Source organism: Pandoraea thiooxydans (assembly GCF_001931675.1).
GTDB lineage: Bacteria > Pseudomonadota > Gammaproteobacteria > Burkholderiales > Burkholderiaceae > Pandoraea > Pandoraea thiooxydans.
This window is the reverse complement of sequence record NZ_CP014839.1, coordinates 963,892-979,841: the sequence shown is the minus strand read 5'-3', so window position 1 is coordinate 979,841 and position 15,950 is coordinate 963,892. Positions and strand designations below refer to the sequence as shown.

Annotated in this window: 18 protein-coding genes; 11 read left to right on the top strand and 7 right to left on the bottom strand. The window is 63.6% G+C overall.

The features are described from left to right. Nucleotides 1-426: 426 nt before the first annotated feature. The 4 genes from PATSB16_RS04480 to PATSB16_RS04465 all read right to left on the bottom strand — a co-directional run bounded on the left by PATSB16_RS04480 (nucleotide 427) and on the right by PATSB16_RS04465 (nucleotide 3,687). Nucleotides 427-855 carry an organic hydroperoxide resistance protein gene (locus tag PATSB16_RS04480; RefSeq protein ID WP_047212821.1) on the bottom strand — a complete coding sequence of 143 codons (429 nt, stop codon included), beginning with the start codon at nucleotides 853-855 and terminating at the stop codon, nucleotides 427-429. 43 nt (nucleotides 856-898) lie between these two features. Then, on the bottom strand, nucleotides 899-1,360 hold the full coding sequence (locus PATSB16_RS04475) for a MarR family winged helix-turn-helix transcriptional regulator (RefSeq protein WP_047212820.1): 462 nt from the start codon (nucleotides 1,358-1,360) through the stop codon (nucleotides 899-901). Nucleotides 1,361-1,701: 341 nt separating this feature from the next. Next, nucleotides 1,702-2,856, bottom strand: a complete 1,155-nt coding sequence (locus tag PATSB16_RS04470; protein WP_156884599.1) for a ShlB/FhaC/HecB family hemolysin secretion/activation protein — start codon at nucleotides 2,854-2,856, stop codon at nucleotides 1,702-1,704. Nucleotides 2,857-3,144: 288 nt separating this feature from the next. Further along, nucleotides 3,145-3,687, bottom strand: a complete 543-nt coding sequence (locus tag PATSB16_RS04465) for a phospholipase D family nuclease (protein WP_052892797.1) — start codon at nucleotides 3,685-3,687, stop codon at nucleotides 3,145-3,147. A 210-nt stretch (nucleotides 3,688-3,897) separates the two neighbouring features. Here PATSB16_RS04465 and PATSB16_RS04460 point away from each other — a divergent pair, with 210 nt between their 5' ends. Next, complete coding sequence (locus PATSB16_RS04460) at nucleotides 3,898-4,818, top strand: alpha/beta hydrolase (RefSeq protein ID WP_047212818.1); 921 nt, start codon at nucleotides 3,898-3,900, stop codon at nucleotides 4,816-4,818. Between the two features lie 44 nt (nucleotides 4,819-4,862). On the opposite strand, the gene PATSB16_RS04455 is transcribed toward PATSB16_RS04460, so the two are convergent. Further along, a complete protein-coding gene (locus tag PATSB16_RS04455) occupies nucleotides 4,863-5,468 on the bottom strand; it encodes a TetR/AcrR family transcriptional regulator (protein ID WP_047212817.1) in 606 nt (201 codons plus the stop codon). 170 nt (nucleotides 5,469-5,638) lie between these two features. Here PATSB16_RS04455 and PATSB16_RS04450 point away from each other — a divergent pair, with 170 nt between their 5' ends. The 8 genes from PATSB16_RS04450 to PATSB16_RS04415 are packed head-to-tail and all read left to right on the top strand — an operon-like array spanning nucleotide 5,639 to nucleotide 13,629. Further along, complete coding sequence (locus tag PATSB16_RS04450; protein WP_047212816.1) at nucleotides 5,639-6,949, top strand: NAD(P)/FAD-dependent oxidoreductase; 1,311 nt, start codon at nucleotides 5,639-5,641, stop codon at nucleotides 6,947-6,949. Then, nucleotides 6,946-7,770, top strand: a complete 825-nt coding sequence (locus PATSB16_RS04445; RefSeq protein WP_047212815.1) for a DUF1365 domain-containing protein — start codon at nucleotides 6,946-6,948, stop codon at nucleotides 7,768-7,770. The genes PATSB16_RS04450 and PATSB16_RS04445 overlap by 4 nt, the downstream gene beginning before the upstream one ends. Beyond that, the gene (locus PATSB16_RS04440) at nucleotides 7,767-8,981 is read left to right on the top strand and encodes an SAM-dependent methyltransferase (protein ID WP_047212814.1); all 1,215 of its coding nucleotides are present in this window, start codon (nucleotides 7,767-7,769) and stop codon (nucleotides 8,979-8,981) included. Before PATSB16_RS04445 ends, PATSB16_RS04440 begins: the two co-directional genes overlap by 4 nt. A gap of 1 nt (nucleotide 8,982) precedes the next feature. Next, nucleotides 8,983-9,534, top strand: a complete 552-nt coding sequence (locus PATSB16_RS04435; RefSeq protein ID WP_047212813.1) for a chalcone isomerase family protein — start codon at nucleotides 8,983-8,985, stop codon at nucleotides 9,532-9,534. Continuing rightward, nucleotides 9,531-10,787 carry an MFS transporter gene (locus PATSB16_RS04430; RefSeq protein ID WP_047212812.1) on the top strand — a complete coding sequence of 419 codons (1,257 nt, stop codon included), beginning with the start codon at nucleotides 9,531-9,533 and terminating at the stop codon, nucleotides 10,785-10,787. Before PATSB16_RS04435 ends, PATSB16_RS04430 begins: the two co-directional genes overlap by 4 nt. Continuing rightward, nucleotides 10,784-11,317: a DUF3833 domain-containing protein gene (locus PATSB16_RS04425; protein WP_047212811.1), complete on the top strand. Its 534-nt coding sequence runs from the start codon at nucleotides 10,784-10,786 to the stop codon at nucleotides 11,315-11,317. Before PATSB16_RS04430 ends, PATSB16_RS04425 begins: the two co-directional genes overlap by 4 nt. A 26-nt stretch (nucleotides 11,318-11,343) precedes the next feature. Beyond that, complete coding sequence (locus PATSB16_RS04420) at nucleotides 11,344-12,129, top strand: SDR family NAD(P)-dependent oxidoreductase (RefSeq protein ID WP_047212810.1); 786 nt, start codon at nucleotides 11,344-11,346, stop codon at nucleotides 12,127-12,129. A gap of 24 nt (nucleotides 12,130-12,153) precedes the next feature. Further along, nucleotides 12,154-13,629: a cryptochrome/photolyase family protein gene (locus tag PATSB16_RS04415; protein ID WP_047212809.1), complete on the top strand. Its 1,476-nt coding sequence runs from the start codon at nucleotides 12,154-12,156 to the stop codon at nucleotides 13,627-13,629. 33 nt (nucleotides 13,630-13,662) lie between these two features. Here the strand turns inward: PATSB16_RS04415 and PATSB16_RS04410 are convergent, their stop codons facing one another. Together PATSB16_RS04410 and hisN are read right to left on the bottom strand one after the other, a co-directional pair. Further along, nucleotides 13,663-13,980: a YXWGXW repeat-containing protein gene (locus tag PATSB16_RS04410; protein WP_052892565.1), complete on the bottom strand. Its 318-nt coding sequence runs from the start codon at nucleotides 13,978-13,980 to the stop codon at nucleotides 13,663-13,665. A gap of 91 nt (nucleotides 13,981-14,071) precedes the next feature. Continuing rightward, nucleotides 14,072-14,878: a histidinol-phosphatase gene (gene hisN / locus PATSB16_RS04405; RefSeq protein ID WP_047212808.1), complete on the bottom strand. Its 807-nt coding sequence runs from the start codon at nucleotides 14,876-14,878 to the stop codon at nucleotides 14,072-14,074. Between the two features lie 175 nt (nucleotides 14,879-15,053). On the opposite strand from hisN, the gene PATSB16_RS04400 reads away from it, so the two are divergent. Together PATSB16_RS04400 and PATSB16_RS04395 are read left to right on the top strand one after the other, a co-directional pair. Next, nucleotides 15,054-15,293 carry a hypothetical protein gene (locus tag PATSB16_RS04400; protein WP_072628603.1) on the top strand — a complete coding sequence of 80 codons (240 nt, stop codon included), beginning with the start codon at nucleotides 15,054-15,056 and terminating at the stop codon, nucleotides 15,291-15,293. Between the two features lie 120 nt (nucleotides 15,294-15,413). Then, entirely contained in the window at nucleotides 15,414-15,878 is a 465-nt protein-coding gene (locus PATSB16_RS04395; protein WP_047212807.1) for a universal stress protein, read from the top strand. Nucleotides 15,879-15,950: the final 72 nt, after the last annotated feature.

Below are 15,950 nucleotides of genomic sequence, written 5' to 3'. Positions count from 1 at the left end.
GCCGCGCCACCGCGCTGCCCAACAAGTCACGCCCTGCGGCCAGTATCGCTCCGAGTGGGGCGCCAGGCGGGCGACCGAGCAGGTATCGCCTTCGCTCAGACGGCGTGTCACGCCATCGCAGGTGAGCCACATCGCCCTGTGTGACGAGCCCGCGTGCGTCGAAAGTGAGTGTGGGCGTCGAGGTTTGTATCGGGCGCCCAGCGGCGCTCGAGTATCGTCGAAACCGGCAGCATGAGCTTCGGCGGCAAATTCGTCAGAGGCTTTTGCGGTCAGATTGTCTACAGCACAAACGACTTTGCGGCGATGCCGCCCCCGAACCATCAGGGGGCAGCATCGCATCCGGGCGCTGCGGGCTTTCAGCTATCGGTTAGCCGAATGCACGGGACGGAGCCCGTGGAGACGAGGTCCAGGCAGACGATATTGGACTCAAACCAGCGTCAACTCGACTTCGATATTGCCGCGTGTGGCGTTCGAATAGGGGCAAACCTGGTGCGCGGTATCGACCAGATCTTGCGCCACGGCCCGGTCGAGGCCGGGCAGATGGATTGCCATTTTGACCGCAATACCGAAGCCGGCGGGAATGGGGCCGATGTCGACGCTGGCGTCGATGGAAGCATCAGCGGGCACCACGACTTTCTTCATCCCTGCCACATGCTTGAGCGCGCCCATGAAGCAAGCCGAATAGCCGGCGGCAAAGAGCTGCTCGGGATTGGTCGCGTTGCCCGCGCCGCCCATGACTTTGGGCAATGCCAGCTTGACGTCGAGCAATCCATCGTCGCTCACCGAGCGGCCGTCGCGACCACCCGTGGTGTGAGCTTTGGCGGTGTAAATAACTTTGTCGAGTTTCGTCGTCATCATGCGTCCTTGGATAGATTGAATCAGTGGGATTGAGGGGAAATCAGGCCACCAGCCGTTGGCGGAAGGCCTTCACGCTTTGGCTCAGGGAAATCAATTCAGAAACAGAACACCCGGAGAGTTGGCGAATGCACGAGGGTATGCCGGCGGCCGCACGCTTGAGATCGCTGCCTGCTTTCGACAACTTCACGCGCACACGACGCTCGTCGTCGGCGTCGCGCAGCCTGCTCAGCAAGCCGTTTGCCTCCATGCGTTTGAGCAATGGTGTCAATGTGCCGGAGTCCAGAAACAGACGCTCGCCGATTTCCGACACCATCAGCCCGTCGCTCTCCCACAACACGAGCATTACAAGATATTGCGGATAGGTCAGTCCGAGCGCATCGAGTAGCGGCTTGTATATTTTTGTCATGGCAAGCGACGTCGAATACAGTGCAAAACACAGCTGATTCTCGAGACGCAGGTCATCGCCAGGACTTTGATCGGCGGGTTTGGATTTGTTTGGCATGGCTTTAATATAGGACACAATTAAGTTGTGTGCAATTTAAATTTTCAATCGAATCTATTGTGGATACCTGTGGAATCTCTGTTTGAGCCCGTCAGCCAGCAACGGCGGGAAATGCCGGGCAGCATCGTTCATTCAGACTAAGGAATCGAATATTCGGCCGATTCTCATGTTTCAAATGCGTGTGGACTCGCATAATGCATGCACCTCTTTGTGCAGAGGTCGGCCTTTTCATCCCCGTGAAAGGCTCGTTTTTACACCCGCCCTCGTGGCGGGTTTTTTTTGCACGCGGCGCGCGACTGGCGCCGAGCCTATCGGCGCAAGCAGCATCGGTGCAGACCGGCTCAATAAAATGGAATCGAGAAGTTCGCGTTGAGCGACTCGAAACGATAGGCCCATCCGCCCGCTCCAGGGGCCACTGGCGCCAGCGGCGATCCGACCCGCTGCAACAACGAGAAATCGACATAGCCCATGCCGAGATAATGTCGCTGCGTCAGGCCGATTTGGGCGTAAGTATCGCCGGTGGATTGATCGCCGGCCGCCTGGTCGATGTTGCGCGTGACCGAGAACAGCAGGGATGTCTGGCCGTCGCGCGAGCCGTCCAGGACGTGCCGCACTCGCCATTGCAGCGAGTGGAAAGTATTGTCGCTCGACGGCACGCCCTGATCGGCCGAAAAGATCGAACTGCCAGAAACGCCGAATGTCCACGCGTCGCTCCACGGCAAGGTGTAGTTGGCCCTCATGCCTTGATTGGTCGGATCATTCGCGGCATTTTGCAGATCCTTGCTCCAGGTGGTATTGAGCAAACCGCGCAAACCCAGTGGATTGTTGACGGTCAAGCCGGCAGTGCCCTCCATTTTTCCGGTGCTGGTCATGCCGTTGTTGTTCAAGCCGACATTGAATTGCCAGGGGCGCTCGTCGATGACCTGCCAACCCACGTTGCCCTCACCGGGCACGCCGCTGCGCTGCACATTCAAGGTTGGCAGCCAACTGCCGCGCTGCGGCTGAAATTGGGTGATCGCGTAATGGATATTCTGCTGGATGCGGGTGGGATTCCGCGCTTCAAGCCGGAAACAGTCCGACACCGGCGGGGTCCGATTGGCGCGCGGGGGCTGCGCCTGCGCCGATGTGTTCGACGGCGGGGTAATGCTCGCCGAGACACCCTGCTCCGGCGCGGCTCCGTCTGTCTGGGATGCGTCGGCCGCCTGGGGCAATGGCGCGACCACGATGTCCCCCGACGTTATCGGCGCGGCCGTGACTTCCGTCAGCGGCGCCGTTACGATCGAATGCCGGCCGAGTTCGCCGCCGCTATTGAATGTCGGGCGTGGCAAAGAGGCCCCGGCCGACGCCAATGACCACGGGCTTGCAGGCATGGTGAACGCATAGACGACCGAGTTCACGAAACAGGGGGTGCCGGTGGCCTGGGCCGGGCACTGGCAAACAGCGACGCCAATGGCACACAGTCCGATCCATTTCACGAAACGTCCGAGAGAAGCCATGCTGCAGTCGCTTTGCATAAAACATCAGTGGTCAAAGCGATATTTTAGTGCCTTAAATTTGTTCGGTGAACGCATGCGCGCGGAACCAACTGCAGATTCTTCGACTCCCACGAGTGCAGGACTTCCCCAGAAGTAATTTCACCCGCTACCGGCATCTCGCCGTCGGCGGGTTTTTTCTTTCTCGTCTCGCTAAAGGGTAGACCGGGCATCGGCTCGTCCTCTCTTCCTGACGGCAACTCCCGACATCGCATCGCCGGCGCCGACCGCGCACCATTACGTCGAATCGGCTCATCCGCCACGTCGATAGGGCGCCGACTCTCGATAGAGCCGCTCGAACTCCTTCTCGTATCTGTCGAGCAACGTCGGCGCGCCACGGAAAATATTGAAATTCTCGGCATTTTTTTCATCGCCGGCACGCGTGAAATTCATCGACCCAAATCCCAGAGTGCGATCCGCGATGATGAATTTGTGATGCATGATCGCGTATTTTTTATCGATCACTACGTCGATGCCAGCCCGCGCAAGATAGGTGGCGCCGCTGTATCGGTCGGTCTCATTGGCCGAATCGAGCACTACTCGCACCTGCACGCCGCGAGCGTGGGCTCGCTTGAGCGCCCGGGCAATCGGATACGAGGTCAGGAGATAGCCGGCCAGCATGACGCGCTGACGGGCGCCGTCGATCATGCCGACGACCGCGCGCGCCGCGCCGCCGTCGGGTGAGAAGTACACCTGCACGGTGGCGCCGCGCAGTGCCATCGGCGGGTTGGTTTGCGCGTGTAACGCGCCGGCAAGGAACAACAACACGGCGGCATAGCGTGAAAAGCGTCGCATGAGGTTCGGCAGGAAGCGTTTGAGAGGCCGGCCATTGTAGCGGCTCGGCAAGCGTTACGCCCCGGGCACGACCACGCCAACGCGACTCCCGGAAAATTCCTGCCGCCACTGGGGCGTAATCCCGCAACTCGAATGCAGAGTGCATCCAAATCGCGCGACCGGCCGTATCTACGAATATCGTTGCCGCCCAGCACTTTTCGTGGAGATTTTATGACTGGTTCGATCTGGTCCAGGTTTTTTCTGACGCCGCTCTTACTGGGCTGCCTCGCCGCCTGCTCGCCACTGCGCACCATCGATCGCCTGACGCCCGATAATACCTACCGCCTGAGCGCGGGCATCGCCTATGGCCCGCTGGGGCGGCAGAAGCTCGACATCTATGCGCCGCTTGGCGCGACCCGGCCAACACCAGTGGTGGTGTTTTTCTACGGCGGCAACTGGGATAGCGGGGCTCGCAGCGAGTACCGTTTCGTCGGCGAGGCGCTCGCCTCGCGCGGCATCACCGCGGTCATCGCAGATTATCGTCTGTATCCGCAGGTGGTTTATCCGGACTTTGTGGAGGACTCCGCCCGTGCGGTTGCGTGGACGCTTGCGCACATCGAAGCCTATGGCGGAGATCCGCACCGGCTGTTCGTGATGGGACACAGTGCCGGCGCCTACAACGCTGCCATGGTGGCGCTCGATCCGCGCTGGCTGGCCCGCTTTGGCGACTCGCCAGGCATGCTCAGCGGCTGGATCGGATTGGCCGGTCCGTACAATTTTCTGCCGATCGACGTCGACGAAATCAAGCCGATCTTCCTGTTTCCGAATACGCCGCCGGCCTCGCAACCGATCAATCACGTCACCGGCGACGCGCCGCCGAGCTTGCTGCTCACGGGCTCGGCCGACACGATCGTCAGCCCGATACGCAATTCCGACGCGCTGGCTGCCGCGTTGCGCGCCGCGCACGACCCGGTCCAGGCCGAAAACTATCGGGGCGTGACGCATGCACTGTTGATCGGCTCGTTTGCCAGGCCGCTGCGCTGGGTCGCGCCGGCGCTGGCGCGGGTGGTGGCGTTCGTGGAGCACACGGCGCCGGCGACGCGCCCGACACCCGACCATGTGGCGCAGATCCTGCCGCGCGGGGCGTCATGATGACCGCGCGCGGCATGGGCGCGGCGGCATGGCCGGGAGCCCGGTCAGCGCAGCCCGTCGAAGCACACGCGCAGCATGCTGGCGACGATCGCCTCATCGTCGAGCTGGCTGTACAGGCGCAGGTAATCGACCGACGGGTCGCAAGTGCGGGCGTAATAGCTGAACAGGATTACGTCGTCGGGCAATGCCGCGTCGAGCTGTCCAGCGGCCTTCGCCTGGCGCACCAGCGCCTTGAGCTGCTGATGCAACTTGAGCACGCGCGCGACGTACCGCAAATTGCGCGTCAGCATGTCGCGCACGTGGGCACTCGTCGAGGGCAGGAACGGCAAGCCGCCGCCGAGCCGCACGCGCAGCGCCCATTCGAGCAGATCGCTCAGGCGCTGCAATGGCGTGAGCGTGGCGGGCATTTGCCCGAGATGCTCGATCGCGCCGTCGATCAGGCGGATCAACGCCTCGCCCACCAGATCTTCCTTGGACTTGAAATGCTTATAGAGGCTCGGTTTGGAGATACCGACCTCGAGCGCGACGTCGTCCATGGTCATCAGATCGAAGCCCTTGCTGGCAAGCATGCGCGTGGCGGCATCGAGGATGGCGTCCTCGCGCAACTTGAAGGCTTGATCCTTGAAGCTCAATTTATTGAAAATACCCATTGGTAAATATCGCTACTGTGTAGTAGTATTTTTTCCAAAATAGTTTAAGCATCTTAGCACCGTTACCGGCAAAGGCAACGGGAAAAGCCAGAAAGCAAAAAAATAGTTATTTAACAAATAGTTACGGGGATTCCCGGAAATGACTCAAAGCGGCCGGAGAAAATAACTCGATGGGCAAGCACGCGATCAACACTGTCAATCCGACCAGATCCAATGGACTACGCATTGCCGTGGTGGGCTCGGGCATCAGCGGTCTGGCCAGCGCCTACTTCCTGGCCGGGCGCCACGCAGTCACGCTGTTCGAGGCGGGCAGCTATCTCGGCGGTCACACCAATACCGTCGAGGCTGAAGTCGATGGCGAGCGCCATCCGGTCGACACGGGTTTCCTGGTTTTCAACGACCGGACTTACCCCAACCTGATCGCGCTGTTTGCCGAACTCGGCGTAGCGAGCCACCCCAGCGACATGACGTTTTCAGTGTCGCTCGACCAAGGCCGGCTGGAATGGGCCGGCAGCGATCTGAATACGGTGTTCGCACAACGCCAGAACCTTTTTTCGCCAAACTTCCTGTCGATGCTGCGTGACACCCTGCGCTTTAACGACGCCGCCGAGCGCCACCTTGCCGAATCTCAGCACAGCGGCTGCTCGGTGGGTGAGCTGTTGACGGCCGGCGGATATGGCACGCCATTTCGCGACAACTATTTGCTGCCGATGGCCGCGGCGATCTGGTCGAGTGCGACGGCGGATATTCTGCGTTTTCCCGCTGCGACGTTTCTGCGCTTTTGCATGAATCACGCGCTGCTGCAAATTCGCAACCGCCCGCAGTGGAGGACCGTGCTCGGCGGCGGGCGCGAGTACGTGCGCCGCATTGCCGCGCGGCTGGACGACGTGCGCCTCGATACCCCGATTCACGCGATCCAGCGCGATGCGGACGGCGTCACGCTGCTGACGCCCTCGGGCCCGGCGCGCTTCGATGCGGTGGTACTGGCCACTCATGCCCCGACCTCGCTGCGCCTGCTGCTCGACGCCGACGACGCCGAGCGCGACACCCTGGGCGCGGTGCGTTATCAAAAAAACATCGCCCTGCTGCACACCGATACGCGCTTGCTGCCCCGGCGGCGGCGTGTCTGGTCGGCGTGGAATTACCTGGGCGGGCGCGCAGTTGCAGGCAATCGCCCGGTGTGCGTGAGCTATTTGATCAATCAATTGCAGCCGCTGCCGTTCCGCCGTCCGGTAGTCGTCACGCTCAATCCGATCGAAATGCCGGTCGAGGGCTCCGAGCTGGAGCGCTTCGAGTATGAACACCCGCTGCTGGATTTGCCCGCCATCGCGGCCCAGCAGCGCCTGCCGGCACTACAGGGTAAGCGGCGCACCTGGTTTGCGGGCGCCTGGACCGGTTATGGCTTCCATGAGGACGGCCTCAAGTCGGCGTTGCGCGTTGCCAGAGATTTCGGCGTGTTGCCGGCCTGGGCCAAGCTATGAAAACATCCCGCCCCGCCCAACATATCGGTGATGATGCCCTGTTGCTGACAGGCCAGGTCATGCACGAGCGCCTGCGCCCGACGCGCAATCGCTTCGTCTACCCGGTATTTTGCGTGCGCGTGAATCTGGACCGCCTGGCCGGCCTGAGCCGCTGGTGGTTCGGCGTCAACCGCTGGCGGCTTTTGAGTCTTTTCGTGCGCGACTACGGCCCGCGCGACGGCAGCGACCTGGCAACCTGGATGCGGGCGCAACTGGCCGAGGCTGGCCTGCCCAACGACGGGCCGATCTGGCTGCAGACCTTTCCGCGCCTGTTCGGCTATGTCTTCAACCCGGTGAGTTTCTGGTACTGCCACGACAGCGCGGGCCAATTGCGGGCGTTGCTGGCGGAGGTCAACAACACCTTCGGCGAGCGTCACCGCTATCTGCTGGCTGCCGGCGACGCCGCGCCGATCGGCCCGGGCACGACGCTGACGTGCCGCAAGTCATTCCATGTTTCGCCGTTTTGCGAGGTCGAGGGGCATTACGAGTTCCGCCTGCGCGAGAGCGCCGCGACCGCCTTCACGGGCATCGATTACTTCGATCGCGACGGCCTGCTGTTACGCACCTCGGTGGGCGGGCGCAAGCAGCCATTCTCCCGCGCGCAGGTGCTGAGCGCCGTGCTACGGCAGCCGCTGCTGACCTTTGGCGTCGTCGCGCGCATTCATCGACAGGCGCTGCGCCTGTGGCTGCGCAAAGTGCCATTTCATACCAAGCCCGCCCCTCCAGCAGTCGCGCAAACCATTCACGTTACCGAGTCCTCGTCGGAGAAACACCCATTATGAATCTCTCCCGCACTCTTTATTCGTCGCGTACGCCCATCCCCGCCTTGGCGCGCGTGTTTCTTTCGCTGCTCGAGAAAATCCGTTGCGGGCATCTGGTGCTGATCATGCCGTCCGGCGAACAGCGCGTATTCGGCGATCCGCACGGTAGCCCCAGCGCCCGCCTGGAAGTGACCGACTGGCGCGGCTGCGAGCTGGTTTTGCGGGCCGGCGATATCGGGTTTGCCGACGCCTATCGCCACGGCTGGCTCAATACACCTGATCTCACCGCGCTGCTGCGGCTGGCGATCCGCAATGAGGACGCCGTCGCGCAAACCGTGTGGGGAAATCGTCTGGCGCGTCTGTGGTACGGCCTGCTGCATCGGCTGCGCCCCAACACCAGAGCGGGTAGCCGGCGCAACATTCACGCACACTACGATATCGGCAATCCGTTCTATGCGCTGTGGCTCGACCCGACCTGGAGCTATTCCAGCGCATGGTTCGACGGCGATCTGCAGCGCCCGCTGGCCGATGCGCAAGCGGCGAAATACCAGCGCATCATCGACACGCTCGGCCTGCGGCCCGGCATGCACGTGCTCGAAATCGGCTGCGGCTGGGGCGGCTTTGCGCTGCACGCCGCGCGCCAGGGCATTCGGGTGCATGGCGTGACGATTTCCGAGGCGCAACTTGCGCTGGCGCGCGAGCGCGTTACCGAGGCAGGCCTGGGCACGTTGGTCACGCTGGCGCTGTGCGACTATCGCGACATCGCCGGCCGATACGACGCCGTGGTGTCGATCGAGATGTTCGAGGCGGTGGGCGAGCGTTTCTGGCCTGGCTTCTTTAACGTGCTGCACGACCGGCTGGTGCCGGGGGCCAGCGCGTTGCTGCAATCGATCACGATCGACGAATCGCGTTTTCTCGCCTATCGCGCGAGCAGCGATTTCATCCGGCACACGATTTTCCCCGGCGGCATGCTGCCGAGTCCCGAGCGGCTGCTCGACACCGCCCGCCGGGCCAATCTGGCGGGCCGCGTTTCGCTTGCTTTCGGCAGGGACTACGCCGAGACACTGCGGCGCTGGCGTCAGGCGTTCGAGGCACGGCTGGCCGAAGTACGGCAGCAGGGATTCGACGAGGAGTTCATCCGCCTGTGGCGCCTTTACCTGGCGTATTGCGAGGCGGGCTTCGACGAGGCCCGCACCGATGTCGTGCAGTTCGTGCTGAAGCGGCAGGCCTGACATGCGCCGTCTTATCCCGGCGCTCGCGATCGCCCTGCTGCTGACGCTGCCGCCGGCATCTGCCGCGCCGCTCGACGCCGGCTGGCGGGCCGATGTGCCAGCCGCGCAACTGTGCGGCCAGGGCGACTTTCGCGTGATCGGATTCCTGATCTACACCGCACAAATGTGGCGCGCGTGCGATGCGGCAAATCCGGGCGCGCCGTTTGCGGCGCCGTTTGCGCTCAAGCTGATCTATCACCGGCACATTTCCCGCGCCCGGCTGGTGCAAAGCAGCCTGGACGAGATCACCCGGATGGCGGTGCACCCGATCGACGCGGCCGCTCTGCAGCAGTGGCGTTTGGCAATGCAGCGCGCCTTCGTGGGCGTGGCGCCGGGCGACAGCATCGTCGGCGTGTTCCTGCCCGGCGAAGGTGCGCGCTTTTATGCCGACGGCCGCCTTACCGCGACGGTCGACGATCCGGCATTCGCTAAACGGTTCTTCGGTATCTGGCTCGATCGCGGCACGCGGGCGCCCGATCTTCGCCGCCAGTTGCTGGGACGGGCTTCGTCATGAGCGAGAAGGTCTCGGCGCTGGCCGCATATGGCGCACTCGGCATGCCGTTGGCGATGGCCGCGCTGCCCGTGTACGTGCAGGTGCCCATCTATTACACGACCCATCTCGGGCTGGCGCTGTCGCTAACCGGCACGGTGCTGTTTGCCGCCCGGCTGGTCGATACCGTGCAGGACCCCTGGCTGGGGCAATGGATCGACCGGCTGGCCCGGCGCGGGCGGCTCACGCCGATGCTGGTCGTCGCGGCACTATTGCTGGCCATGACGTTTGCCGGCCTTTGGCTGCCTCCGCTGTCGGGCAATGCACTGGCGGCATGGCTCGCGTTGGCGCTGATCGCCGTCTATACCGCGCACAGCCTGCTGAACATCACCTACCTCGCCTGGGGGGCGCGTCTGGCGCCAAGCACCACCGGGCTGACCAATGCCGCGGGCTGGCGCGAGGGTGCAGGCCTGCTCGGCGTGATGCTCGCCAGCGCCTTGCCGACCTGGCTGATGAACAGCCACACGTGGTCAGCCGAGCGAGGCATGGCCGCTTATTCAGCGTTATTCGCCGTACTGCTGTTCATCGGCCTGCTGGCATTGCTGCGCTATGCACCGCGCTGGCGGGATCCCGTCGTGGCGGTTGCGCCGAACTGGACCTCGACGCTGGCCAATGCGCGCTTTCGCCAGTTGCTGGTGCCCTACTTCCTGAACGCCATATCCGTGTCGGTACCAGCCACGCTGGCGCTCTTTTTTATTGCCGACCGGCTGCAGGCGCCCCGCTGGTCGGGCCTGTTCCTGGCCGTCTACTTCGCCGCCGGAGCGGCTGGCTTGCCGGGCTGGACGCGGCTGGCCGCCCGCATCGGCCCGGCACGTGCCTGGCGTCTGGGAATGGCGTTGGCGGTGGCGGCTTTCATTTGGGCGACCCTGCTCGGGCCGGGTGACGCACCAGCCTATCTGGCCGTGTGCGTGATGGCCGGGCTGGCGCTGGGGGCAGATTTGATCCTGCCGCCGGTGCTGTTGGCTTGCCTGATCCCACCGAACGAACAGCCGGCCGGCTATTACGGCGTGTGGAGCCTGCTCGGCAAGCTGGCGTTGGCGCTTTCCGGCCTGACGCTGCCATTGCTGGCTGCGTTCGGCTACCAGCCGGGCGCGGCCGCCAGCGGCGGTGCGGCGCTCGCGCTCGCCTATGGCGGGCTGCCCTGTTTATTCAAGCTCGCGGCGTGGGGGACCCTGCGCACCGCGGAATTCTCAACCAGCGAGGAACCTTCGACATGATCTCGATTAAATACGCGCTCGCACTGGGCGCCACCATGATGCTCTCGGCCTGCGCCACGCAAAAGATTTCCGATTACGCGCAAAATCAGCCGCACTTCGACGTCGTCAAATTCTTCAGCGGTAAAACCGAGGCATGGGGCATGTTCCAGAAACGCAACGGCGAAGTGGTCAAGCGCTTTCACGTCAATATGGAAGGCCGCGAGGAAAACGGCAAGCTGGTGCTCGACGAGCATTTCACTTATAGCGACGGCACCAAGCAAAGTCGCGTCTGGACGCTCACGGCGCAACCCGACGGCTCGTGGCGAGGTATCGCCGCCGACGTGATCGGCCAGGCGATCGGCCATACCGCCGGCAACACCCTGCATTGGCGCTATACGGTCAAGCTGCCGGTCGACAAGACGACCTACAACGTGCAATTCGACGACTGGATGTATCTGGTCGATGAACACACCATGATCAATCGGGCCAAGGTCACCAAGTTCGGCTTCGAGGTCGGACAGGTCACCCTGTTCTTTCGGCATCCTGCCTAATCTTATGCGCTCGCCGCGAGGCCATCATGAAATGGACGTCTCTTAACCCTCGTTGGACCAACTGGCAAGGCAAGCGGGTGTGGGTGGTCGGAGCCTCCAGCGGCATTGGCGCCGCGTTGGCGCGGAACCTGTTGCGGCGCGGCGCGAGCGTGGCCTTGTCGGCGCGGCGCATCGACGCGTTGCAAGCGGTCGCGGCGGATCTTCCGACCGCCTGGATCGTGCCGCTGGATGTGACCGACCCGGCCGCGTGGGACGCGTCCCACCGGACTCTGCGCCAGGAATGGGAAGCCATCGATCTGATCGTTTTTTGCGCGGCCGAATATCGCCCGCTGCGTCCGTGGGATATCCGGGCGGATCAGGTTCGCAAAACAGTCGAGGTCAATCTGAACAGCGTCTACTATGGGCTTGAAGTCGTATTGCCTGGGCTGCTGTCGCAGCAAAGCGGCGGCATTGCGGTCATCGCGAGTATTGCCGGCTACCTCGGCCTGCCCAATGCCACCGTGTACGGGCCGACCAAGGCGGCGCTGATCAATCTTGCGGAGTTGCTGTACACGGAGCTTCATGCCAAGGGGCTCGGTGTCTATTTGATCAATCCCGGTTTCGTGAAGACGCGCCTGACGGCGGCCAACAGCTTTCCGATGCCGGCATTGCAAACGCCCGAGGCGGCCGCCGAGGCGATCGTCGACGGCCTGGCGCGCGGGCGCTTCGAAATCGACTTTCCAAAGCGCTTTACGCGCTTGTTAAAATTCGCCAGCCTGCTGCCCTATCGGCTTCGCCTGGCCGCCCTGCAACGCGTGACGGGTATATCCTAGCCTCCGCCTTTTATTGAAATTGCCATGTCCGCAACGTCATCACCGTCACCCGCGATCGTCTGGTTTCGCGACGATCTGCGCGTGGCGGACAATCCCGCCCTGCATCACGCTGCCGCATCGGGCCGCCCGCTGATCTGCGTCTATGTATTGGACGAACAAAGCGACGGTTTGCGCCCGCTTGGCGGCGCTGCGCGCTGGTGGCTGCACGGCGCGCTCGAAGCGCTCGATGCGAGTCTGAGCTCGCTCGGCGGACGCCTGGCGATATTGCAAGGCTCAGCGGCACAAGAGATCGAAACCCTGGTGGCGCAAACAGGCGCCGGCGCCGTTTACTGGAATCGCCGTTACGGCGCGGCCGAGCGTGCGCTCGACAGCGGCCTGAAAAAGAATCTGGAAGCACGCGGCATCACGGTGCGCAGCAGCAACGGCCAATTGCTGACCGAGCCATGGACGGTGCTCAATGGCGCCGGGCAGCCGTTTCGCGTTTTCACGGCCTACTGGCGGGCATGCTCCCGGCAGGATGAACCGGCCGTTCCGTTATCGGCGCCCGCCACCCTGACCTTTCATCCTTGGCCTGGGCAGATGCGCACCGTGTCGCTGGCCAGCTTGCGGCTCGAGCCGCACACACCGGACTGGGCCGGGGGATTGCGTCGCGCCTGGCGGCGCGGCGAGGCTGCTGCGCACGAACGGCTCGATGACTTCCTGGAAGATGGATTGGCAGGCTATGCCAACCACCGCGACCTGCCGCATGTGGCCGGCACGAGCCGACTGTCGCCGTATTTGCGCTTTGGCCATCTGTCGCCCCGTCAAATCTGGCACGCAGCCAAGGCGGCGATGCGCGCCGGGACGACACGCGCGAGCCAGACCGATCTGGACAAGCTGCTTGCCGAACTCGGCTGGCGCGAATTCTCGTATCACCAGCTTTATTATTTCCCCGATCTGGCGCGCCGCAATTTTCAAGCGCGTTTCGATGCGATGCCCTGGCGTACCGACCCGGCTGCATTGCGGGCCTGGCAGCAGGGTCGCACCGGCTATCCGTTGGTGGATGCCGGCATGCGCGAACTGTGGACCACCGGGTGGATGCACAACCGCGTGCGCATGGTGTGCGCGTCGTTTCTTGCCAAGCATCTGCTGCTCGACTGGCGCGACGGAGAGGCGTGGTTCTGGGATACGCTGGTGGATGCCGATCCGGCCAGCAATCCGTCGAGTTGGCAATGGGTGGCGGGCTCCGGCGTCGACGCGGCGCCGTATTTCCGCATTTTCAATCCGGTGCTGCAAGCGGAGAAATTCGATCCGCAGGCGGTGTATGTGAAACGCTGGGTGCCGGAGTTGGACGGCTTACCGACCTCTGTCGTGCATCATCCGTGGGAGGCTTCGCCAGCGCAGCGCGAAGCAGCCGGGTTGACGCTCGGCCAGACCTACCCCGCGCCAATCGTGGCGCATCAGGCAGCGCGCGAGCGCGCTCTGGATGCGCTCAAGCTGACGACAAGCCCTTCTCCGTAAGGCGCGCGCGGTAGTCTCGTCGGCAGCGCCTCGCTAGCGACGCCAGTCACCTGGAGAGAATCGCCACTCGCGTCCGTCGCGTACCCAGTGCGGCGGCTGGTAGCGGTAACCGCGGCGCGCGCGCACCCATTGTCCGTTGACCCAGATGTGGCGATGACCGGTCCAGCGCCAGTAGCCGGGCGACCAGACATAGCCGCGACGCGGCGGCGGCATCCGTTCGTAGACGGGCGGCGGCGGCGCCCGGTCGATCATCACGGTTACGTTCGCCTGCGGTCGCGCCGACGACGCCGGCGAGAACAGCGCGGCAGCCAACGAGATGGCTGCCGCCATGAAAAACCAGGTGACGTTCATGCGAATTCCTTCTGCGGTGCGAATGCGTTTCATGTTAAGGGCTGGCGCTTGCACGTGCTGTAAGGATTTGTGCGTCGATTGTTACAAACGCTTACCCGGGTGGGGCCGCGCGAATCACATCCAGGGCCTGCCGATGGAGTTCCGGGTTCGCCGCGGCCAGCACCCGCGAGCCGGAGCTCAACGTCAAGGCGCGGCCCTGCCAATCGGTGATGACGCCCCCCGCACCTTCGATGACCGGCGCGAGCGCCAGGTAGTCATAGGGCTGCAAGCCTGCCTCCATGACGAGATCGACATGCCCGGCGGCCAATAGCGCATAGCTGTAGCAGTCGCCGCCGAAACGGCGCATGCCGACGCGACGGCTCAGCGCATCGAACACGGCGAGTTCGGCCGCGTCGAAGATGTCAGGCGTGGTGGCATAGAGCGTGGCATCGGACAGGTTGCCGCGGGCACCGGTATGGCACGGTTCGCCGTTCAGGTGCGTACCGAGGCCGCGCACGCCAACCCAGCACTCGTTCAACACCGGCACGTCGATCACGCCGAGCACGGGCGCGCCATGGTGCAGCAGCGCCAGCAGCGTGCCCCACAGCGGATATCCGGAGATGAAGCTGCGTGTGCCGTCGATCGGATCGATCGACCAGACGTATTCGGCCTCGCCGTGCGCCAGGCCGAATTCCTCGCCCAGGATGCCGTGCAGCGGAAAGCGTTCGGCGATGCGCTGGCGCAGCGCTTGTTCGATCTCGCGGTCGGCGATGGTGACCGGGCTCAGATCGGCTTTGGATTCGATTTCCAGCGGGTGGCGAAACCACCGCCGTGAAATGGGGCGTACCGCCTGAGCGAGCTCGACCGCAAAAGCGGCGAGCGCTTCCGGCGTGGGTGAAGTCGTCGGCGAGGGGTGCACTGAATGCCTCCATAAAGCGCCCAGCAGGACGGCAGAGCCGCGCCAAGCGGCGCCAGCAGGGCATCAACCGCTACTGTAGCGCGGCCCGCCCTTCTTTGCATCGGGCTCGCCGCGCAAGCGCGTGGCGCCGCGCTATACTCCCGGCATCTGGATTTCCTCGACACACTCTCTCGTCATGAAAACTGCCATCTGCGTGAGCGCGCTTGTCTTGACTGCCTGCAGTTCGGCTCCGCCGTTATTCACATCCGACAATCGGCCGACCAACCTGATCTCCTGTCCGGGCAGTTCATGGGACTTATGCCGGTTGCGCGCGGCCAAGCAATGCGGTCCGGCCGGCTTCGACGTGATCCAGCGCAACGATGACGACGATGCCACGCGCTCGATGCTGATCGCGTGCAAGGCGGCGCCGAATTGAGTCGCGCTGATTAATTTGCACTGCTGATGACGATACCGCCCGCCGGTGCGACAATGGCGGGGTAGTCATGACGAACGGCGTTGATCCTCGTAAAGCGCCCTCCCATCGAGAGAACATCCTATGTACGAACGCATCCTGGTTGCCGTCGACGGCAGCACGCCGTCGCAACGCGCGCTTGACGAGGCCGTCAAGCTGGTCGGTCTCACACAAGGCAAGATCCATCTGGTGTCCGTCGTGCCGCCGATGCTCGACCCGTCGGCCGCCGGCGCCTATGCCGGCTTTGTACCGGTCGATACTCAAGCCGTCCTGGAGAAGGACGCCGATGACATCCTGCAGGCGGCGCTGGCACCGTTGCAGGCCAAGGGTGTCGCCGCCGACATCAAGCGGCTCGATCTCGATGTCGGAGCGCAAACCATCGCCGAGGCCATCCTCGCCGAGGCAACCGCCTGGAAAGCCGATGTGGTGGTGCTGGGCACGCACGGCCGGCGCGGCGTGACCCGTCTGCTGCTGGGCAGCGTGGCGGAAGCGCTGCTGCGCATCTCGACCTTGCCGCTGCTGCTGGTGAAGTCTCCCGAGACGACGTGAGGCCACGGCGCCAGCCGGCGCCCTGCTACGTCGCACACTGTGACGGTAATGCAATCGTGAAAGCGGCCAGAC